This is a genomic window from Bradyrhizobium sp. LTSP849, assembly GCF_000938255.1.
Taxonomy (GTDB): Bacteria; Pseudomonadota; Alphaproteobacteria; order Rhizobiales; family Xanthobacteraceae; genus Bradyrhizobium.
The window spans coordinates 20,057-40,180 of the sequence record NZ_JYMR01000031.1 but is presented as its reverse complement, the minus strand read 5'-3'; the positions used below and the strand labels follow the sequence as shown (position 1 = coordinate 40,180).

Genomic DNA, 20,124 nt, shown 5'->3' with positions numbered 1-20,124 from the left:
CTCGTCAACAGTTTGCCCGCGACATCGCGCGGGTCCTGGCGAACATGACGTCTCGGTCTTGCCGGGCCGGGTACTGGTCTTCAGCAGAAGAAGCCTCTCCCCATCAAAGCGTTCGCTGCTGTCGGAGACATCCGCAACAGTTCACGCGCCGGCAGCCAAAACGCCATATGCGCCGCCAGCGTTAACCTTCGGACTTCCTGGTAAACAAAAGGTAAAGTTCGTTAACGGCCGATGCTTTTTGCCCAGCCGTGTGAGGCAGTTATGCCACGATGTCCGGCATTTTACCGGTTTTGGCCGTCGAACCGGGCGTTTTCGCCGGTTTGGCCGTTAACCAATCCTAACTATTTCTGTACCCGCCGCTCGGCGAGCTCGATCAGGCCCCGCAGGAAGTCGACGAACGCGATGCCCTCGGCCTTCAGCGCCTTGGGGTAGAGCGAGGACTTCGTCAGCCCGGGCAGCGTGTTGGTTTCGAGATAGACCAGCCCCTTGTCCGAGACAATGAAGTCGGAACGGGAATAGCCGGTGCAGGACATCGCCCGATGGGCCAGCATCGCCTGCTCCTTCAGCGCGGCGGTGATCTCCACCGTGAAGCGGCCTGGGCAGATCTCCTGGGTCGACTTCAGAAGATATTTTGCGGCGTAGTCGAAATTGCCCTCACCCGGAATGATCTCGATCGGCGGCAGCGAGATGATCGAGCCGTCGGTGCGCTCCAGCACGCCGCAGGTCGCCTCGATGCCGGCGATGTAGGGCTCGATCACATATTCTTCGTGCTTCGCCGCATTGCGGACGGCGACGAGATCCTGCTTGGCATTGACGAAGATCAGGCCGTAGCTCGAACCATCGCGCGCCGGCTTTGCAATCAACCGGCCGTATTTGGCGAAGGCTTCATCGATATTGTCCAGCGCCACGCTTGCCGGCGGCGTCACGCCGCCGAGCGCGGCAAACCGCTTGGCGGCGATCTTGTCGAAGGCGAGATGTGAGGAGGCCGAGCCCGATCCGGTGAAGGCCACGCCGCGCGCTTCGCACATCACCTGCAATTCGCCGTTCTCGGCACGCCCGCCATGCGGGCCGAGCACCAGCACGCGGTCCTCCGCCTTGGCCTGGTCGAGCGCCTGCTCCAGCGGAATGCCGCGCGTGCCCGGCTTGAACTCGTCCTCGAACGGACGGGCATGTTCGAGCAGCTGCTTCGACTGGACGGTGTGTACCTTGTCCTCGACGTCCCACCACCAGAGATCGGCCTCGGGCAGCGCCTGATGCAGCGCCTGGGCTGAGGCCACGGAAACCAGACGCTCCCGGTTGGAGCCGCCGAAGAGGATGGTGATGCGCATGTTCTCTCGCCCGTCTGCGTCGTTCAACCGGAAACCCCGATCCGCTTGATTTCCCAATGTAACTCAATTCCGGAATTTGCCTTCACCCGTTCGCGCACAGTCTCGCCCAGGGTCTCGATGTCGTGCGCGGTGGCCTCGCCGGTGTTGATCAGGAAATTGCAGTGCATCTCGGACACCTGCGCGCCGCCGACACGCAGGCCGCGGCAGCCGGCGGCGTCGACCAGCTTCCAGGCGGAATGGCCGGGCGGATTCTTGAAGGTCGAGCCGCCGGTCTTCTCGCGGATCGGCTGCGCGGTTTCGCGATGGCTCTGCACCTCCGCCATGCGCGCACGGATCGCATCAGCGTCCCTGATCTCGCCGCGAAAGCGCGCGGAGGTGAAGATGATGGACGGATCGACGCCGCTGTTGCGGTAGACGAATTTCATCTCGGCGTTGGAGAAGACATGCTTGCTGCCGTCACGGGCGATACCGGTCGCCTCGATCAGCACGTCCTTGGTCTCGCCGCCATTGGCGCCCGCATTCATGCGCAGCGCGCCGCCGATCGTGCCGGGAATGCCGAAGAAGAATTCGAGCTCGCCGACATCAGCGCCAGCCGCCACCTCCGCCACGCGCTTGTCGAGCGCAGATGCGCCCGCCGTGACGATGTCGCCGCTGGCATTCGCCTCACCAAAAGCGCGCGGAGCCAGCCGGATCACGACGCCCGCAATGCCACCGTCGCGCACAATGAGATTGGAGCCGACACCGACGACATAAACGGGAATGTCGCTGGCGAGATGCGCGAGGAAATAGCCAAGATCGTCTTCATCGGCCGGCGTGAACAGCACCTGCGCCGGACCGCCGACGCGAAACCAGGTCAGTTCAGCGAGCGATTGGTTGGCGAGCAGCCGGCCACGGAGATCGGGCATCGCGGCTTTGAGGTCGGGCGTGATGTCGGGAAAGCTCATGGCCCGCAGACCCAAATGCGAGCTGGATTGAGATTGCGTCGCGTGACGTTGTCCGCCAGCGCCCGGGGCTTACCCCTCTCCCCAACCCTCCCCCGCAAGGGGGGAGGGAGCTTGACCAGCGTGCTCGCCTCACCTAGCGCCACAGCTGCGCTCTGCTCCTTTGCGAGAGTCAGGGAGGCACCGGCGGATGGGTTCCCTCCCCCCTTGCGGGGGAGGGTTAGGGAGAGGGGTGGCCACACGGGCAGTGATCGATGATGACTCGACATCCGCTCGCCCTCACCCCAACGCTTTCAATTCACCCGGCAAGGCATACGCCCATTGCGTGATGTTGCCGGCCCCTAAGCACACGACGAGATCGCCCGACTTCGCCAATCCCTTGACGATGCCCGCGAGCTCCGGCGCTGCCGGCAGCGGGATCACCTCACGGTGGCCGTGCGCGCGCAGGCCCGCGACAAAATGATCGCGGTCGATACCTTCGATCGGCGTCTCGCCGGCAGCATAGACATCTGCAACAATCACCGAATCGGCATCGTTGAAGCAGGTGCAAAATTCCTCGAACAGCGATTGCAGGCGGGTGTAGCGATGCGGCTGCACCACGGCGACAATCTTGCCGTTGGTGGATTCCCGCGCAGCCTTCAAGACCGCAGCGATCTCGACGGGGTGATGGCCGTAATCGTCGATCACGGTGACGCCGTTCCACTCGCCGGTCTTGGTGAAGCGGCGCTTGACGCCGCCGAAGCCGGCGATTGCCTTGCGGATGGCTTCGTCAGACACGCCGAGCTCCCGCGCCACCGCGATCGCCGCCGTCGCGTTGGAGGCGTTGTGGCGCCCCGGCATCGGCAGCATGAGATCGACGATCTCGTGCACGGCGCCGGTCTTGCGATCGCGGAACGCGACCTTGAACTTCGATCCGCCGCCCATCGGGGTCAGATCGAGCAACCGCGCATCGGCCTGCGGATTCTCGCCATAGGTGATGATGCGGCGATCCTCGATCTTGCCAACGAGGGTCTGGACCACGGGGTGATCGATGCACATCACGGCAAAGCCGTAGAACGGCAGGTTCTCGACGAAGTTTCGGAACGCGTCCTGCACGGCGTCGAACGTCTTGAAGTGGTCGAGATGCTCGGGGTCGACATTGGTGACGATCGCGACCTCGGTCGGCAGCTTCAAAAATGTACCGTCGCTCTCGTCGGCCTCCACCACCATCCACTCGCCAGCACCGAGCCGCGCGTTGGAGCCGTAGGCATTGATGATGCCGCCATTGATGACGGTGGGATCAAGCCCACCGGCATCGAGCAGCGTCGCGACCATCGTCGTCGTCGTGGTCTTGCCATGGGTGCCGGCGATCGCCACGCAGCTTTTGAGCCGCATCAGTTCGGCCAGCATCTCGGCGCGGCGCACCACGGGAATGCGCCGCTCGCGCGCCGCCATCAATTCCGGATTGTCGCGCTTGATCGCCGAGGACACCACGACGACATCGGCGCCGTCGACATTCTCCGCCTTGTGGCCGACCGAGACCTTTGCGCCCGCTTTGCGGAGACGGTCGAGATTGTAATTGTCGGAAGCGTCCGAGCCCTGCACCGCATAGCCGAGATTGACCAGCACCTCGGCGATGCCGCTCATGCCGATCCCGCCGATCCCGACGAAGTGGATGGGTCCGATCTCGCGCGGCAGTCTCATGCTCTGTTCCCTGACCTCACCGCCACAGGGGCAGCCTTGGCTAAAGGTTGCGGATCAAATCAGCCGCATTCATGACTACTGGATGCCCCGCTTTCGCCGGTCATGACAAGACAAATCTGCCGTTACGACAGGCTCGAATCGGCAGGAATCGAGGCGCCGCATGTCGGGCAAAACTTGTCGCTCCAGCCAACGTCGTGGCCGAACGGGCAGTGTCGCTGGAGATTCGAAAGCCCTCGCCGATAGGCCGTGGTCAGGACCGCGAGACCCGCGGAATAGAATGCCATCCAATGGCCGGAAAAGCCGTGAAGCTCGACAGCCGAAGGAGCTCCGCTGACCTGCTTAACAGAGGGATGCCCGACCGCGAGAAAAAAGAAGATCGCAAAATTCACGATCGCATAGATGAAGAACCCGCGCGTCATGTACCGCATCCAGGGAGGACACCCTGAGAGCGCGACCTTCCAGAAATCCCTACGGCTTGTGCCGCTGGCCATCTTCATCGACAGAAAAACGACTGGAATCCAGAGCGGAAAAATCCCGACATGCAGAGCAAAGAACAGCGCTGTGCCAAACTCCACCCCGAACAGGGAGAGAATGTGGGCAGCCAAACTCAGCACGAGGCCGCACGCGGCATAGACCATCAAGGGCAGAAGCAACAACTGCGTCATGAGTATGAAGGGGTAAACCGTCGCGCGAAGGCAGGAAGAAAAAAACTCAGATCATTCTTAGCATGTTCCGAGATCGACGCGCTACTGATGGTTGCGCAAGAGCCGAGCCCTCAGATTCCCGCGACCTTGACCACCAGATCGGCCAGACGCTCAGCGGCATCGAGCCGGCCGGCACTGTGGGCGGCATCGGCCATGGCGGCCAGGCGCGCCGGCTCGGCGGCGAAGGCGGATATCTCGGCGGCCAGTCGATCGGAGGTAAATTCGGCCTGCGGGATGCGGATCGCGCCGTCGACTTTGGCCAGCACACCAGCATTGGCGAACTGGTCCTGGTCGATCGCACCCGGCAGCGGCACCAGGATCGAGGGCCGACCGATTGCGGCGAGCTCGGCGACCGTGCCGGCGCCGGAGCGCGACACCACCAGATGGTTGGAGGCGAGCCGCGCCGGCAAGTCGGTGAAGAACGGCGCGAGCTCCGCATTGATCTTGAGCTTGTCGTAGACCGCGCGCACGCGCGCCGTATCCTCGTCGCGCACCTGCTGGGTGAGGATCAGCCGGCCCCACAGCGCAGGCTCGAGCCGCTCGATCGCGCCCGGCACGATATCGGCCATGATGCGCGCACCCTGGCTGCCGCCGACGACGAGCAGGCGCAGCGGTCCGTTCATTTCGGGTGCGGCATATTTCACGGCGGCAGCGGCAAGAATCGCGGGCCGCATCGGCGTGCCGACCGTCGTGGTCTTGCCGGCGAGCGCCGGATCACGATCGAGCACGCCGGGCAACGACGTCGCAATGGCGCGGACACGGCTTGCGAGAAACCGGTTGGCGCGGCCGAGCACCGCGTTGGCGTCGTGGATGATGCCGGGCACGCCGGCGAATTTCGCAGCGACCAGCGGCGGCAATGTCGGATAGCCGCCGAAGCCGACGACGGCGGCCGGCTTCAGTCGCTTGATCAAGCCGTAAGCGGACAGCGTGCCCGTGGCGAGCGTGAGGCCGGCATAGGCGATCTGCAACGGATTGCGGCCGCGCGCGGTCTCGCTTGCAACGACGTCGATCATGTCCTTGGTGAACAGCCCGCTATAGCGCAACGCGCGCTCATCCGTGACGAGACGAACGCGAAAGCCGCGCCGGATCAATTCGACGCCGAGCGCCTCGGCCGGAAACAGATGACCGCCGGTGCCGCCCGCGGCGAGAAGAATCAAGGGGGATTTGTCCATGGAGACAGCTTTTACAATGTCTCTCCCGTTATTGCGAGCGAAGCGAAGCAATCCAGACTACCTGCGAGGAGACAGCCTGGATTGCTTCGCTGTGCTCGCAACGACGAAAAACTACGCGTAACTCCGCATCGCTTCGGCGCGGCCGATCGACTCCACCTCGGTGCGCGGGCGCAGCCGCGTCAGCGCCAGCATCATGCCGACGCCATAAGACAGCGACACGATCGAGGAGCCGCCATAGGAAATGAATGGCAGCGTCATGCCCTTGGCGGGGATGAGCTGGAGATTGACCGACATGTTGATCGCGGCCTGTACGCCGAACAGGATCGCGAGGCCCGAGGCGGCGAAGCGCGAGAACATGTCCTCGTTGGCATAGGCGCGCGACAGCGTGCGGATGACGACGAAGGCGAACAGCGCCAGCATCGCAAGGCACAGGATGATGCCGAACTCTTCGGCGGCAACCGCGAACACGAAGTCGGTGTGGCTGTCCGGCAGGCTGCGTTTGGCGATGCCCTCGCCCGGTCCGAGCCCGAACCATCCGCCGTTATAGAAGGCCTCCATGGCGGTATCGACCTGGAAGGTGTCGCCCGAGCCCGGATTCATGAAGCGCTTGATGCGGCCCGCAACGTGCGGAACGAATAAGTACGCGCTGAACAGGCCAGCCGCGCCGATGCCGGCAAGGCCGAATACCCAGATCATGCGCATGCCCGCGATGAAGAACAACGAGCCCCATACCATCAGGATCAGCATGGTCTGGCCGAAGTCGGGCTCCATCACCAAGAGCGAAACCAGCATCAACAGCAGCACCAGCGCCATCGAGGTTGCCGGCATCTCCGGCCGCTTGGTCGATTCCGCGAACAACCAGGCCGCGATGACGACAAACGATGGTTTTGCAATTTCGGAAGCCTGGATGTTGACGCCGAGCAGCGTGATCCAGCGCCGCGAGCCCTTCACCTCGGGGCCAACCGCCAGCGTCAGCACGATCAGGATGATGCTGGCGGCAAAAATGATCAGGGCCGAGCGGCGGATCGCCCGCGGCGACAGGAAGGAGACGCCGACCAGCACCATGAAGGACGGCGCCAGGAACATCACGTGCCGGCTGAAGAAGTGAAAGGGATCGAGCCCGATGCGGGTCGCAACCGGCGGGCTCGCCGCCAGTGACAGAATGACGCCGGTCAGCATCAACACCAGGATCGCGCCGAGCAGCGGCTTGTCGACGGTCCACCACCACTCGGTAAAGGGGGTGCGTTCTTCACGGGAGAGCATGCGCGGCCGACTTTCGGACAGAGATGGTCCATTGGTCGCCGAGGTTGGTTACCGGGGGGTTAAGGGAATGCGGATGTTTGGAGATAGCGGGGGAGCGCACCTCAAATGCTGGTCATGCCCCGCGAAGGCGGGGCATCCAGTACGCCGCGGCCCCTCAGCTCAAGCACCGCCTCTGGATACTGGGTCGCCCGGTCAAGCCGGGCGACGACAAAGAATGAGGAGCAAGCGAGCCCTACACCACCGGTTTCACACCCGGCAGCGCCTGCACCAATTCGCGGAACTTGGTGCCGCGGATCTCGAAGTTGCGGTACTGGTCGAAGGAAGCGCAGGCCGGCGACAGCAGCACGACCGCGTCAGAGAGCCCCGAGGCTTCCGCGTCGCGCGCGGCATGCGCAACCGCGACGTCGAGCGTCTGGCTGATTTCGTGCGCCACCACACTGCCGAGCGTGCCGGAAAACTCCTGTGCCGCCTCGCCGATCAGGTAGGCTTTTCGGATGCGCGGGAAGAAACCGGTGAGGCCAGTGATGCCGCCGGCCTTCGGCTTGCCGCCAGCGATCCAGAAGATTTCCGAAAAGGATGACAGCGCATGCGCGGTGGCGTCGGCGTTGGTGCCCTTGGAGTCGTTGACGAACAGCACGTTGGCGCGGCGGCCGACCTGCTCCATGCGGTGGGCCAGACCCGGAAAGCTGCGCAGGCCGTTCTGCAAGACATCGAGACTGATGCTCATCGCGAGCGCAGCGGCCGCGGCACAGGCCGCGTTCTGCGCGTTGTGCAGGCCGCGCAGCGAACCGATGCCGCCGAGCTTTGCGACCTCGCTCTTCGCACCGCCTGACGCGCGCACGATAGTGCCGTGCTCCACATAAATGCCGCTCGCCAGCGGATTCTTGACGGAGATGCGCTCGACCTTCTTGCCGGCGCGGTCGAGCCGGTCGGCGATGTCGCGGCAAAAGCCGTCGTCGACGCCGACGATCGAGGTGCCGCCTCCTTGCACGCCTGCGACGAGGCGTTCCTTCACCGCCGCGTAATGCGCGATGGTGCCGTGGCGGTCGATATGGTCCTCGCTGACATTGAGCAAGATGCCGACGGAAGGATCTAGCGAGGGCGTGAGGTCGATCTGGTAGGACGACATCTCGATCACATGGACGCGGCCCATGCGCGGCGGCTCCAGCGACAGGATCGCGGTGCCGATATTGCCGCCCATCTGGGTGTCGTAGCCGGCGACTTTCGTGAGATGCGCGATCAGCGCCGTCGTGGTCGACTTGCCGTTAGTGCCGGTGATGGCGACGAAGGGCGCATCCGGCGCGTGCCGGCGCCGCTCGCGGCAGAACAGCTCGATGTCGCCGATCACCTCGCAGCCTGCCTCGCGCGCCTTCAGCACGCTCCAATGCGGCACCGGATGGGTGAGCGGCACGCCGGGCGCGAGCACGAGCGCCGCAAAATTCGTCCAGGAGACGTTGCGCAGATCCGCAGTGATGAAGCCGGCTTGCGCAGCCTTGGCGATATTCTCGGCACTGTCATCGCCCGCGATCACCTCGGCGCCACCGGCCTGCAGCGCGTGGCAGGACGCCAGCCCCGAGCCGCCGAGGCCGAACACCGCGACCGTCTTGCCGGCAAAGGACGTGACCGGGATCATCGATCGATCACCGCAGCTTCAGCGTGGAGAGGCCGGCGAGCGCCAGCATCACCGAGATGATCCAGAAGCGGATGACGATCTGCGGCTCGGTCCAGCCGAGCTGCTCGAAATGGTGGTGGATCGGCGCCATGCGGAAGATGCGCTTTCCCGTGAGCTTGAACGACACAACCTGCACGATGACGGAGACCGCCTCCAGCACGAACAGGCCGCCGATCACCGCAAGCACGATCTCGTGCTTCACCGCGACCGCGATCGAACCCAACATGCCGCCAAGCGCGAGCGAGCCGGTGTCGCCCATGAAGATCGAGGCAGGCGGCGCGTTGAACCAGAGGAAGCCGAGGCCGGCACCCAACAGCGCGCCGCAGAGCACCGCGAGCTCGCCGGTGCCGGCGACATATTTGATCTGGAGATAGTCGGCGAACACCGCGTTGCCGGCGAGATAGGCGATCATCGCAAAGCTCGCAGTCGCGATCATCACGGGCACGATTGCCAAGCCGTCGAGACCGTCGGTGAGGTTCACCGCATTGCCGGCGCCGACGATGACAAAGGCGCCGAACACGACGAAGAACCAGCCGAAATGCAGCACCGTATCCTTCAAGAAAGGAATCGTCAGCGCGGTCGACGCGGGATCGCGGTTCAGCCGCACCAGCGCATAGCAGGCGACCAGCGCAATCAGCGCCTCGATCAGCAGGCGCAGCTTGCCGCCGAACCCGGTCGTGGTTTGCTTGGTCACCTTGAGGTAATCGTCATAGAAGCCGACGAAGCCGAAGCCGAGCGTGACCGCGAGCACGATCCAGACATAGGGATTGAGTGGATTGGCCCACAGCACCGTGCCGACCGTGAGGCCGGACAGGATCATCAGCCCACCCATGGTGGGCGTGCCCTTCTTGCTCAGATGCGATTGCGGACCGTCGGCCCGGATCGGCTGACCCTTGCCCTGGCGGATGCGTAAGTGGTCGATGATCCAGGGTCCGAACAGGAACACGAACAGCGCGCCGGTGACGACGGCGCCGCCGGTGCGGAACGTGATGTAGCGGAAGACGTTCAAGACGGTGCGAATCGCACCGAAGCCTGGAAATGTGTTGGAGAGCTCGATCAGCCAGTAAAACATTCAGACGGTCCTATGGCGCCTTCCGCACGCGGGCTTTTTCAGACGCAGATTTCGCCTCACGCGCATTTGCTGGTCTTCATCATGGGTCGGATGACCTCCAAAAAACCGGACTGCAAGAAACCTGATGGTTGCGCGCCGCAAATAGGTGGGATCAGGAACAGTGCCTTCCAAGCAGTTTACGCCTTTGCCTGCAAGGCGGCCACTAGGCCCGGCACAAACTTGTTGACCCAGAACATCTTCTTGCTGCCCTTGACAACCACCACATCGCCTGCCTTCAGAAGCGCCGCAACATCGCTCGGATTCAACGTGGCAGGGTCGTGGTGCCAGCCGAGGCCCTTGCCGGCGGGAAGCAAATCATAGAGGTGGCGCATCAGGGGCCCGACGCAATAGACGCCGTCGATGCCGGCAAGATGCGCGGCAAGGGCGGTGTGATAGTGAGGCGCGTCGCCGCCCAGCTCCAGCATGTCGCCGAGCACCGCAATGCGACGGCCGCCGGTCATGTGACGCGCCTGGAGACTTTGCAGTGCAGCAGCCACGCTGGCCGGATTGCCGTTAAAGCTGTCGTCGATCACGGTGACGCCGCCGACCGCCTGCTCGACGCCGCGGCCGGTCATGATGCCGACGCGGTCGAGCTTGATCGCAAGCATCGCAACTTCGAGCTTGGCGGCATGGATCGACGCGAGCGCGGCCAGCGCGTTCTGAACGCGGTGCGGCGCGCCCGGCGTCAGGCTGAACGCGATCTCTTTCTTGCCGATCCCGGCCACGACCTGCCAGCTCTCGCCATGCGGCGCGTGGGTGATCTCATGCACCTCGGCCTTCTCGCCGAAGCGGACTACCTTGCCCTTCCAGTCCGGCGCCTTGATCCCGGCCGGCAGCACCAGCACACCACCCTCGGGCAGGCCGAGCGCGATCGACACCTTCTCGCGACGGATCGCCTCGAGCGAGCCGAGCTTTTCCAGATGCACCGGCTGGACGTTGACGACGAGCGCGACGGTCGGCCGCGTCAGTTCGCTCAGCCGCGCGATCTCGCCGGTCTGGTTCATACCCATCTCGACGACCCAGAGGCTCGCATTGGGCCGGGCGTTGCACAGCGTCAGCGGCACGCCCCAGAAATTGTTGAAGCTCGACGGGCTCGCATAGGCGTTTGAATAGGCCGCGAGAAATTCCTTGGTGCTGGTCTTGCCGGCGCTGCCGGTGAGCCCGATCACCGGCCCGTTGAAGCGCGCGCGTGCGGCACGCGCGAGGCCCCAGAGCCCGTCGATCAGCGTGTCCTTCACGACGATCTGCGGAATACCGATGCCCGCGATTTCGTGCGGCACGATCATCGCAACCGCGCCCGAGGCTTCCGCCTTGTCCGCGAACTCCCATCCGTCGCGCGCGCTGGCGAAGGCCGAGATGAAGCCGCCGCTCGGCGTGCCGCTCAGCGCCACGAACAGGCTGCCCGGCTTCACCAGCCGGCTGTCCTGGGTGACGAAGTCGATCGGCGTATCGGGGAACGATCCGACCACGCCCAGCGCGCGCGCCACCTCGGCCACCGTCCAAATTGGCGCGCTCATGCGACCCTCGACGCTAATGCGGCGGCGACCGCCTCGTGATCACTGAAGGGCAGCACCTCTCCGCCGACGATCTGCCCGGTCTCATGTCCCTTGCCTGCGACGAGCAGCGCATCACCTTCTTCAAGTTCCTCGATCGCAGCGCGGATCGCGGCGGCGCGGTCGCCGATTTCGCGGGCACCCTTGGCGGCGGCGAGGATCGCGGCGCGAATGGCTTCCGGCTTCTCGCTGCGCGGATTGTCGTCAGTGATGATGACACGGTCGGCGTTGTCAGCCGCGATCTCGCCCATGATCGGCCGCTTGCCGGCATCGCGATCGCCGCCGGCACCGAACACGACGACCAGCTTGCGCTTGGCGTAGGGACGCAACGCCTGCAACGCCTTCGCCAGCGCATCGGGCTTGTGCGCATAGTCGACGAAGATCGGCGCGCCATTGCGCTCGCCGACACGCTCGAGCCGGCCCTTGGCACCTTCGAGATGTTCGAGGCTCGCAAACACATTGGCGGCATCGCTGCCGGTCCCGATCGCAAGACCGGCCGACACCAGCGCATTCTCGATCTGGAATTCGCCGACCAGCGGCAGCCGGATCGCATAACGCTTGCCGCCATGCTCAAGCGCAAGCTTCTGCGAGAAACCTTCGACCTCGGCTTCAGTGAGACGGATGCCCTCGCCTGCTCCGTCGCCGTTGCGGCCAACCGCCATCGCGCGCAGGCCGCGCGTCCTGGCGGCGTCGATCACTTCGGCCGAACAATCATGATCGGCCGAGATCACGGCAGCACCGCCCGGCGGAACCAGCTCGCGGAACAGCCGCAGCTTGGCCGCCAGATAATGCGCGACGGTCGGATGGTAGTCCATGTGGTCGCGCGAAAGATTGGTGAAGCCGCCGGCGGAGACACGCACGCCGTCAAGGCGATATTGATCGAGCCCGTGCGAAGATGCCTCGAACGCAAGATGCGTGACGCCATCGTGTGCGATCTCGTCGATCTGCCGATGCAGCGCGATCGGATCCGGCGTCGTCAGCGAGCCGTAGACCGTGCGCTTGGGCGAGACCAAGCCGATCGTGCCTATGCTGGCGGAGGCATGCCCGAGCCGCTCCCAGATCTGCCGCGTGAACGCCGCCACCGAGGTCTTGCCGCTGGTACCGGTCACCGCCGCGATGGTCGCAGGCTGCGCGGGGAAGAATTTTGCCGCAGCCAGCGCCAGCGCGCGGCGCGGATTGGCGACAGCGATGAAGGGCACCTTGCAGGCGGCTGGCGCATGATCGCCGACGACCGCCGACGCACCCGCGGCAACTGCAGCCTCAATGAAGCGCGCGCCGTCGGTCTTGCTGCCTGCCAGCGCAAAAAAGAGGTCGCCGGGCCTGACCACGCGGCTGTCCAGCGCAATCCCCGTCACCTCCAGCGCGCAAGTCGCGTCGAGCGCTGCGACAGCGGGCTCGATTGCGGCATCATTGCCAAGAAGATCGCGCAGCTTCATGGTCTTCCAGTCGACATGCCGGAAAGCCGAATCTTCGGGAAAATCCCGACTCAGCAGCGGCAGTGGCCCACCCCGTTGATTACTGGGTTGCCCTGGATGCTGCAAGAATAAGGCGGTCGGACGGCGGCAAATCGAAGCGAGGCTCGATGCCCAAGAGCGGCGCGATCCGCTCGATCACCTTGCCGCCCGTGGGCACGGCGTTCCAGCCCGAGGTGATGAAACCATGCGTTTCAGGCAGCGCCTGCGGCTCGTCCAGCATGACGAGAATCTGATATTTTGGATCGTCCGACGGCATGATCGCGGTGAAGGAATTGAGCACCCGCTTCTTGGCATAGCGGCCGTTGATGACCTTCTCCGACGTGCCGGTCTTGCCGCCGACATAGTAGCCTTTGACATCGGCGGACTTGGCGGTACCGATTTCGGCATTGAGCCGCATCAGATACCGCATCTTGTCGCTGGTCTCCTGCTTGATCACGCGCTTGGCCATCGCCTGCGCTTCTGCTTCGCTGCGCTTCAGGAATGTCGGCGGAATCAGGTAGCCGCCGTTCATCAGGGCGTTGATGCCCATCACCGCCTGGAGCGGCGCGACCGACAGGCCCTGACCGAACGCGATGGTGACCGTGTTCAGCTCGCTCCAGCGACGCGGCACCAGCGGAGCCGCGCTCTCGGGCAATTCGGTACGCAGCCGCGTCAACTGGCCCATCTTGGCGAGGAACGCCTTGTGCGCCTCGACGCCCTGGCCGAGCGCGATCCGCGCTGCGCCGATATTGGACGAGTAGGTGAACACTTCCTTGGTGTTGATGAAACGCCCGAGCGAGTGGCTGTCATGGATGGTGAACTTGCCGTAGTGCAGGTTCCCACGGGCGTCCCACGACGAGTTCAGGTTGATCTTTCCGGAATCGAGCGCCATCGCCAGCGTGAACGACTTGAACGTCGATCCCATTTCATAGACGCCTGTGGTCAAGCGGTTGATGCGATCGGGATCGTGCGCTTCCTTCGGATTGTTGGGATCGAAGTCCGGCAGCGAGACCATGGCCACGATCTCGCCGGTCTTGACGTTGGAGATGATGCCGGACGCCGCCTTGGCGTGGAATTTCTCCTTGGCCTTCTGAAGCTCGTCGCGCAGCGCGTGCTCGACGCGCAAATCGACCGACAGCTCGATCGGCTTTTGCAGCCGGTCGGTAGCAAAGCCCGCGCGGTGGAGATCGGCGAGCCCTTGATTGTCGAGCCACTTCTCCATGCCGGCGATGCCCTGGTTGTCAATGTTGACCAGACCAATGACGTGGGCGACCTCGTTGCCGGTCGGATAGACGCGCTTGTTCTCGCGCAGGAAGCCGACGCCGGGAAGGCCGAGCTTGTGGATGTCCTGCTGCTGCTTCGGCGTGATCTCGCGCTTGAGCCAGACGAAACCTTTCCGCGACGACAGCCGCTCGCGCACCTCGGCCTCGTCGAGGTCGGGTACGGTGGCGGTCAGAAGCTCGATCGCCTCGTCCTTGTCGATGATGCGGCGCGGCTCGCCGAACAGGCTCGCCGCCTTGACGTCGGTTGCGAGGATCGCACCGTTGCGGTCGACGATATCAGGCCGCGCGGTGGCGACCACCTCCTGCGCCGCGGCGCGCCGTGCGCTGTGGGCGTCGGCGCCGATCGCGAACATCACGAGCCGGCCGCCGATCAGGGCGTAGACCCCGGCGAAGGCGAGGATCGCGAGCCCGACGCGCGCGCGCGCTTTCGCGGCGCGATCGACGTTGCGCCCGTAAAGCAGGCTGCGGATCAGACGCTGCCGCCAAGGTTCGGTCGGTTTTGCAGGCGTCGCCGGGCTCATTGCTTGTCCTCGGACTGAGGCACGGAGCCCGTCACCGTATCGGGATCGCTTGCGGCTTCGATGGTGTTGATCATGGACCCGATCGGATCAGGCTCACCCTGCCTGAACATCCGCGGCGGCCGCTCCGGCAGGTTCTTCAACGAGTCATATTGTGTGGCGTTGACGGGCTTGAGCGGCAGATGCCGCTCGGACAGGCCTTGCAGGCGCAAGGGCGCGTCGAGCCTGGCCCAGTCGGACCGCAGCGACGCGATCGCATCGCGCTGCTCGCGGATCTCCGCATGCAGCCGCAGCACCTTCTCGGTGCGGGCGGTGGAGTCCATCTTGATCCGGTAGACATAGGCGGCCGCGAAGATCAGCGCGCCAATGACGAGGAGGTGAATGAAGCGCATGCGCTAGCCACCCCTCATGATTTCGGAGAGTTGTGGCCATGACGAGGGCTCGCGATCGTCATGTGCGGGCGCATCAGTGCGCTCGGCGGCGCGCAGTTTTGCTGAGCGAGCGCGCGGGTTATGCGCAACCTCCTCCTCGCCGGCGATCACGGGCCGTCGCGTCAGAAGCTGGAAGCTCGGCGCAGTCTGCGCCATTTCCGGCCGATGCCGCGAGCCGCCGCCGGTCTTGGAGCGCTCTGAGAAGAAATTCTTGACGATGCGGTCTTCCAGCGAGTGGAACGACACGACTACGAGACGGCCGCCGGGCTTGAGCACGCGCTCGGCCGCCGCAAGCGCGGTCTGGAGTTCTTCGAGCTCTTCGTTGACGAAGATGCGCAGCGCCTGAAACGTCCGCGTTGCGGGGTGAATATCGCCCTGTTTCGAGCGAACCACCCGGCCGACGAGATCCGCGAGCGAACGCGTCGTCGTGAACGGCGTCTCCTGCCGGTCCGCCACGATGGCGCGGGCGACACGGCGCGAATGCCGCTCCTCGCCGAAGAGATAGATGATGTCGGCGAGATCGCTCTCCGAGGCGCGCGCGACGACATCGGCGGCCGTCGGTCCCTCCTGGCCCATCCGCATGTCGAGCGGACCATCGAGGCGGAACGAAAAGCCGCGGCCGGCCTGGTCGAGCTGCATCGAGGACACGCCGACGTCCATCACGACGCCGTCGACGGCATCGATGCCTTGCGCCGAGCAGACCTCGGCGAGATTCGAGAAGCGGTCCTCGACCAGCGTCAGCCGGCCGCCTGAACGCTCGACCAGCTCGGCACCGCCGGCGATCGCCGTGCTGTCGCGATCGATCGCGATCAGGCGGGTTCCCGGCACGTCGAGGATGGCACGGCTGTAGCCGCCGGCACCGAAGGTCGCGTCGACATAAATGCCGCCCTCGCGCGGCGCGAGATGATCGATCGCCTCGCGGCCAAGCACGGGAATGTGAGGCGCGGAGCTCATGCGCCACGCCTGTCGAACGGACAGGTGAAATCGGGGGCGAGCCAGCCCATTACGCCTCGAATAATTCCGCGTCGCGGCGGTTCCACGACCCAACCCCTGTGCAGCACGGTAACCGAGCCCGGTCGTCCCAGGTGGCACCCCCGGTGTTCCCAGTGGAATTTGTCGGGCAGCCATGGGATTTCGAGCCAAAAACGCTTTGGCCGCCTCCGGACGCGGGTCGGCTCTTCACCTCTCAGTAACGGCCCTTAGCGTTAAGAAAGCGTTGATCGCTCGGTTACAAGTCGAAAAGGTGAAGGAGCGGTGATGCTTCATCCACACAGTGACCCCAAAATGCGCCCGTTAACCGTGACGCGCGATTGCGCGAAGCGAAGGGTAAAGGAATAGTAAAGAGAAGGGCTTGGCCCACCTCTTCTGTCCGACTTGAGCGGTATATGTCGTCCGGTTCGTCCACGCCATCTGGAACTGATTCGAAGCGTCAACGCGTTCTCCCGGTTCCCAAGGCCGCGGCGAACATACGGACGTTCGAGCCGGATTCCTCGATCGTCTCCGACATCATCCCCTCGCCCAATCATGGCGACCGCAACAAGGGACGGCAGCCCGACATGATCGTGCTGCACTACACCGGCATGCCCGACGTCGAGGGCGCGCTCGCGCGGCTGTGCACGGCAGGCACCGAAGTCTCGGCCCATTACGTCGTGCTCGAGGACGGCCGCATCGTGCAATGCGTGCCGGAGGCGAGGCGCGCCTGGCACGCCGGCGTCTCGTCCTGGGCCGGCGAGGACGACATCAACTCCTGCTCGATCGGCATTGAGATCATCAATCGCGGGCACGATTGGGGTTACCCGGAATATCCGCTGCGCCAGATCGCCGCCGTGATCGCGCTGTGCCGCGGCATCATGCTCCGCCGCAAGGTCGCGCCGCAACGGGTGCTCGGTCATTCCGACGTCGCGCCCGCGCGCAAGAAGGACCCTGGCGAAAAGTTTCCGTGGCATTCGTTGGCCAATTCGGGCGTCGGTCATTGGGTGACGCCCGCGCCGGTCGTGCGCGGCGAGAGCCTGATGCTCGGCACCATCAGCGACGAAGTGCTGAGCCTTCAGCAGGCGCTCGCACGATATGGCTATGGCGTGCCGCTGACCGGCAAATACGACGCATCGACGATGGAAATCGTCACCGCCTTCCAACGCCATTTTCGCCCAGCACGGCTCGATGGTGTCGCCGATCATTCGACACTGTCGACGCTACAGGCGCTGCTGGCCAGCCTGCCGGCGGAGGAGACGACTGTGGCTGCGAAGTAACGCACGTCCTTCGCGGTAAGAATTCTTCCGCTGTTCGCTTGAATGTGATCACGCGATCGTCGCCGCAATTGCGGGCGTCGGGCTATTGTCCGACGGTCATGTGCGAGCGGGGCGAACGAAATGACGCAGATTGATCGCAAGCCGCTGATTGACCGACTCGCAGCTTTTCCTCGCCTGGGCTTGGCCGATCTTCCCACGCCACTCGAACCGATGAAGCGGCTAACGGATCATCTCGGCGGGCCGCGACTGTGGGTCAAACGCGACGATGCGACCGGGCTCGGATTTGGCGGCAACAAATTGCGCAAGCTCGACTACGTCCTGCACGATGCGGTTCTAGAGGGCGCCGATACGATCGTCTCAGGCGGTGTCGTGCAATCGAATAGCCAGCGGCAGGTTGCCGCGGTTGCAGCAAAGCTCGGGCTGGCCTGTCATCTCGCCGTCTATCACGGTCGACTCGCGCCGCCGACGCCGGAATACGAAACCTCGGGCAACGCCTTTCTCAACCGGCTGTTCGGCGCGCACCTGCACGACGTGCCATGGACCGGCGATCGCAATGCGGCCATCCGCACGCTGGTCGACGATCTCCGGGCGTCGGGGCGCAGGCCGTATTTCGTGCCCTACGGCGTCTCGAATGCGCTGGGCGCGGTCGCCTATGCCACCACGATCTCCGAAATCGAGCAGCAGGCGGCGCTGGCGGGCTTCGCGCCGGCCGCGATCGTGCATTGCACCGGAAGCGCCGGCACGCAGGCCGGTCTCGTCGTCGGCGCGGCCGTGGCCATGCCGGGCACGAGAATCGTCGGGATCGATATCGATGCCGAGCCCGCGCGGGTGCGCGCTGATGTGGTGGCTCTTGCACGGCAAGCGGCGGACCTGCTTGGCGCAGGCATCGACGAGGCCATGGTGGAAGTCGTTGCCGGTCATGCCGGACCAGCCTACGGGGTACCGCACGAGGCCACGATCGAAGCGATCCGGCTTGCAGGAAAATCGGAGGCTCTTGCGCTTGACCCGGTCTATTCGGGCAAAGGGCTCGCCGGTCTGATCGCGATGATCCGCCAAGGCCGTTGGCGCAACGACGAGGATGTCATCTTCCTGCACACAGGCGGCGCGCCCGCCCTGTTCGCCTACCAGAGCGCGCTCGGCATCTGATTGCCGTCCACGCTCTAACCAAGCTCCCTCACCCTTCGCGCATACAGTCTTCGCAACGGCTCGAGTTGCGTCACCTCCGTCGCTACGCGATAGGCCTCGCGCGCCTCTTCCTTGCGATCAAGCCGCCGCAACAGATCCGCGCGCACCGCCGGCAGCAGTTCGTAGCCATCGAGCCCGCCGCGCGCGGCAATCGCATCGACGAGATCGAGAGAGCGCGCGGGACCATCGACCATCGAGACTGCGGCAGCGTGGTTGAGTTCGATCACCGGCGACGGATTGATGCGCATCAGCACCTCATAGAGCCCGGCGATCTGCGGCCAGTCGGTCTGCTCGTAACTTGGCGCGCGTGCATGCAGCGCGGCAATCGCGGCCTGCACCACATAGGGCTGCGGCCGGCCGGGCACGCGCAGCGCGTCGTCCACCAGCCGTAATCCCTGCTCGATCTGCGCACGGTCCCAGAGCGAACGGTCCTGCTCTTCGAGCAGGACTATGTCGCCCGCCGCCGTTTCGCGCCCGGCGCGGCGCGCATCGTGCAGCAGCATCAGCGCAAGCAGGCCCTTGATCGCGGCGCGATCCGGCATGAGCCGGTCGAGCAACCGGCCGAGCCGGATCGCCTCGACCGCGAGATCGGGCCGCATCAGATCCGCGCCTGAAGTTGCGACATAGCCTTCGGTAAAGACGAGATAGATCACGGCGAGCACGCCGTTGAGCCGCGGCGCCAGCGCGGCGTGCTCCGGCACTTCATAGGGAATGCCGGCGAGCCTGATCTTCTGCTTGGCGCGAACGAGGCGCTGCGCCATCGCATCCTCACTGATGAGGAAGGCGCGCGCAACCTGCGCCATGGAAAGCCCACAGACGGTGCGCAGCGTCAGCGCGACCTGCACCTCGGCCGCGAACGCCGGATGGCAACAGGTGAAGATCAGCCGCAGCATGTCGTCATCGACCATCGTCGGCGGCTCGGCGGGTGCTTGCGCGTTGAGCTCGAGCTCGTGCACGAGCGCCTGCTGCTTGCCGCGGAAGACGGCCTGCCTCCGGACACGGTCGATCGCCTTGTTGCGGCCGACATTGACCAGCCAGGCACGTGGATTGTCGGGCACCTCGCCGGCCGACCAGCGCTCCAGTGCAACCGCGAAGGCATCCTGGAGCGCGTCCTCGGCAAGATCGAAATCACCGACGAGGCGGATCAGGGTGGCCAGCGCCCGCCCCGCCTCGTCGCGGAAGATCTTGTCGATGTCGGCGGAAGAGATCACTTGTAGATCATGACCGGCCGGATCTCGATCGAGCCTGCCTTGGCCCCAGGAATCCGCGCAGCCAGCCCAATGGCGGCGTCGAGATCCTTGGCCTCGACCAGATAGTAGCCACCAAGCTGCTCGCGGGTTTCCGCGAACGGACCGTCGGTCGTCAGGGTCTTGCCCTCACGCACGCGCACGGTGGTCGCCGTCGTGGTCGGCTGAAGCCCGTCACCGGCCTTGAAATGGCCGCTCTGGACGATCGACTGCGTGTAAGTGCCGTACTCCGCCGACATCGCCTGACGGTCTGCGGGAGTCATCTTGCTCAATTCCGCTTCGTTCCGGTAGATCAGCAGCAGATACTGCATGGCTTAACTCCTGTTGTTC

At 64.7% G+C, this 20,124-nt stretch carries 17 protein-coding genes; 2 read left to right on the top strand and 15 right to left on the bottom strand.

Features of this window, described 5'->3' with window-relative positions; genetic code table 11:
• Positions 1–341: 341 nt before the first annotated feature.
• The 13 genes from UB31_RS20215 to rsmH form a co-directional block, all read right to left on the bottom strand.
• Complete coding sequence (locus UB31_RS20215; RefSeq protein WP_045012168.1) at positions 342–1,328, bottom strand: D-alanine--D-alanine ligase family protein; 987 nt, start codon at positions 1,326–1,328, stop codon at positions 342–344.
• Between the two features lie 23 nt (positions 1,329–1,351).
• Positions 1,352–2,272 (bottom strand): UDP-N-acetylmuramate dehydrogenase, encoded by a 921-nt coding sequence (gene murB, locus UB31_RS20210; protein ID WP_045012167.1) that lies wholly within the window; start codon positions 2,270–2,272, stop codon positions 1,352–1,354.
• A 276-nt stretch (positions 2,273–2,548) separates the two neighbouring features.
• Positions 2,549–3,952: a UDP-N-acetylmuramate--L-alanine ligase gene (gene murC / locus UB31_RS20205; RefSeq protein WP_045012166.1), complete on the bottom strand. Its 1,404-nt coding sequence runs from the start codon at positions 3,950–3,952 to the stop codon at positions 2,549–2,551.
• 122 nt (positions 3,953–4,074) lie between these two features.
• Positions 4,075–4,593 carry a hypothetical protein gene (locus UB31_RS20200; protein ID WP_156163181.1) on the bottom strand — a complete coding sequence of 173 codons (519 nt, stop codon included), beginning with the start codon at positions 4,591–4,593 and terminating at the stop codon, positions 4,075–4,077.
• A gap of 134 nt (positions 4,594–4,727) precedes the next feature.
• On the bottom strand, positions 4,728–5,828 hold the full coding sequence (murG, locus tag UB31_RS20195; RefSeq protein ID WP_045012165.1) for an undecaprenyldiphospho-muramoylpentapeptide beta-N-acetylglucosaminyltransferase: 1,101 nt from the start codon (positions 5,826–5,828) through the stop codon (positions 4,728–4,730).
• Positions 5,829–5,939: 111 nt separating this feature from the next.
• Positions 5,940–7,091 (bottom strand): putative lipid II flippase FtsW, encoded by a 1,152-nt coding sequence (gene ftsW / locus UB31_RS20190; RefSeq protein WP_045006126.1) that lies wholly within the window; start codon positions 7,089–7,091, stop codon positions 5,940–5,942.
• Between the two features lie 232 nt (positions 7,092–7,323).
• The gene (gene murD / locus UB31_RS20185) at positions 7,324–8,724 is read right to left on the bottom strand and encodes a UDP-N-acetylmuramoyl-L-alanine--D-glutamate ligase (protein WP_045012164.1); all 1,401 of its coding nucleotides are present in this window, start codon (positions 8,722–8,724) and stop codon (positions 7,324–7,326) included.
• A gap of 7 nt (positions 8,725–8,731) precedes the next feature.
• Positions 8,732–9,835, bottom strand: a complete 1,104-nt coding sequence (gene mraY, locus UB31_RS20180) for a phospho-N-acetylmuramoyl-pentapeptide-transferase (RefSeq protein WP_045006124.1) — start codon at positions 9,833–9,835, stop codon at positions 8,732–8,734.
• Positions 9,836–10,011: 176 nt separating this feature from the next.
• Complete coding sequence (locus UB31_RS20175) at positions 10,012–11,391, bottom strand: UDP-N-acetylmuramoyl-tripeptide--D-alanyl-D-alanine ligase (RefSeq protein ID WP_045012163.1); 1,380 nt, start codon at positions 11,389–11,391, stop codon at positions 10,012–10,014.
• Positions 11,388–12,863, bottom strand: coding sequence for a UDP-N-acetylmuramoyl-L-alanyl-D-glutamate--2,6-diaminopimelate ligase (locus UB31_RS20170; RefSeq protein WP_045012162.1), 1,476 nt, complete (start codon positions 12,861–12,863; stop codon positions 11,388–11,390). The genes UB31_RS20175 and UB31_RS20170 overlap by 4 nt, the downstream gene beginning before the upstream one ends.
• A 79-nt stretch (positions 12,864–12,942) precedes the next feature.
• Entirely contained in the window at positions 12,943–14,685 is a 1,743-nt protein-coding gene (locus tag UB31_RS20165) for a peptidoglycan D,D-transpeptidase FtsI family protein (RefSeq protein WP_045006121.1), read from the bottom strand.
• A complete protein-coding gene (ftsL, locus tag UB31_RS20160) occupies positions 14,682–15,074 on the bottom strand; it encodes a cell division protein FtsL (RefSeq protein WP_045006120.1) in 393 nt (130 codons plus the stop codon). Before ftsL ends, UB31_RS20165 begins: the two co-directional genes overlap by 4 nt.
• Before the next feature lie 3 nt (positions 15,075–15,077).
• A complete protein-coding gene (rsmH, locus tag UB31_RS20155) occupies positions 15,078–16,067 on the bottom strand; it encodes a 16S rRNA (cytosine(1402)-N(4))-methyltransferase RsmH (RefSeq protein WP_045012161.1) in 990 nt (329 codons plus the stop codon).
• Positions 16,068–16,498: 431 nt separating this feature from the next.
• On the opposite strand from rsmH, the gene UB31_RS20150 reads away from it, so the two are divergent.
• Both UB31_RS20150 and UB31_RS20145 read left to right on the top strand, forming a co-directional pair.
• Positions 16,499–17,362 carry an N-acetylmuramoyl-L-alanine amidase gene (locus tag UB31_RS20150; RefSeq protein WP_245306026.1) on the top strand — a complete coding sequence of 288 codons (864 nt, stop codon included), beginning with the start codon at positions 16,499–16,501 and terminating at the stop codon, positions 17,360–17,362.
• A 120-nt stretch (positions 17,363–17,482) separates the two neighbouring features.
• Positions 17,483–18,508, top strand: a complete 1,026-nt coding sequence (locus UB31_RS20145) for a D-cysteine desulfhydrase family protein (RefSeq protein ID WP_045012160.1) — start codon at positions 17,483–17,485, stop codon at positions 18,506–18,508.
• 14 nt (positions 18,509–18,522) lie between these two features.
• On the opposite strand, the gene UB31_RS20140 is transcribed toward UB31_RS20145, so the two are convergent.
• Positions 18,523–19,758 (bottom strand): RNA polymerase sigma factor, encoded by a 1,236-nt coding sequence (locus UB31_RS20140; protein ID WP_156175460.1) that lies wholly within the window; start codon positions 19,756–19,758, stop codon positions 18,523–18,525.
• A complete protein-coding gene (locus tag UB31_RS20135) occupies positions 19,755–20,105 on the bottom strand; it encodes a YciI family protein (protein WP_045012159.1) in 351 nt (116 codons plus the stop codon). Before UB31_RS20135 ends, UB31_RS20140 begins: the two co-directional genes overlap by 4 nt.
• Positions 20,106–20,124: the final 19 nt, after the last annotated feature.

Excerpts from the sequence above, each read along its gene's own strand:
- UB31_RS20215 (WP_045012168.1), bottom strand. The coding sequence starts at position 1,328 with ATGCGCATCACCATCCTCTTCGGCGGCTCCAACCGGGAGCGTCTGGTT.
- murB (WP_045012167.1), bottom strand. The coding sequence starts at position 2,272 with ATGAGCTTTCCCGACATCACGCCCGACCTCAAAGCCGCGATGCCCGAT.
- murC (WP_045012166.1), bottom strand. The coding sequence starts at position 3,952 with ATGAGACTGCCGCGCGAGATCGGACCCATCCACTTCGTCGGGATCGGC.
- murG (WP_045012165.1), bottom strand. The coding sequence starts at position 5,828 with ATGGACAAATCCCCCTTGATTCTTCTCGCCGCGGGCGGCACCGGCGGT.
- ftsW (WP_045006126.1), bottom strand. The coding sequence starts at position 7,091 with ATGCTCTCCCGTGAAGAACGCACCCCCTTTACCGAGTGGTGGTGGACC.
- murD (WP_045012164.1), bottom strand. The coding sequence starts at position 8,724 with ATGATCCCGGTCACGTCCTTTGCCGGCAAGACGGTCGCGGTGTTCGGC.
- mraY (WP_045006124.1), bottom strand. The coding sequence starts at position 9,835 with ATGTTTTACTGGCTGATCGAGCTCTCCAACACATTTCCAGGCTTCGGT.
- UB31_RS20175 (WP_045012163.1), bottom strand. The coding sequence starts at position 11,391 with ATGAGCGCGCCAATTTGGACGGTGGCCGAGGTGGCGCGCGCGCTGGGC.
- UB31_RS20170 (WP_045012162.1), bottom strand. The coding sequence starts at position 12,863 with ATGAAGCTGCGCGATCTTCTTGGCAATGATGCCGCAATCGAGCCCGCT.
- UB31_RS20165 (WP_045006121.1), bottom strand. The coding sequence starts at position 14,685 with ATGAGCCCGGCGACGCCTGCAAAACCGACCGAACCTTGGCGGCAGCGT.
- ftsL (WP_045006120.1), bottom strand. The coding sequence starts at position 15,074 with ATGCGCTTCATTCACCTCCTCGTCATTGGCGCGCTGATCTTCGCGGCC.
- rsmH (WP_045012161.1), bottom strand. The coding sequence starts at position 16,067 with ATGAGCTCCGCGCCTCACATTCCCGTGCTTGGCCGCGAGGCGATCGAT.
- UB31_RS20150 (WP_245306026.1), top strand. The coding sequence starts at position 16,499 with ATGTCGTCCGGTTCGTCCACGCCATCTGGAACTGATTCGAAGCGTCAA.
- UB31_RS20145 (WP_045012160.1), top strand. The coding sequence starts at position 17,483 with ATGACGCAGATTGATCGCAAGCCGCTGATTGACCGACTCGCAGCTTTT.
- UB31_RS20135 (WP_045012159.1), bottom strand. The coding sequence starts at position 20,105 with ATGCAGTATCTGCTGCTGATCTACCGGAACGAAGCGGAATTGAGCAAG.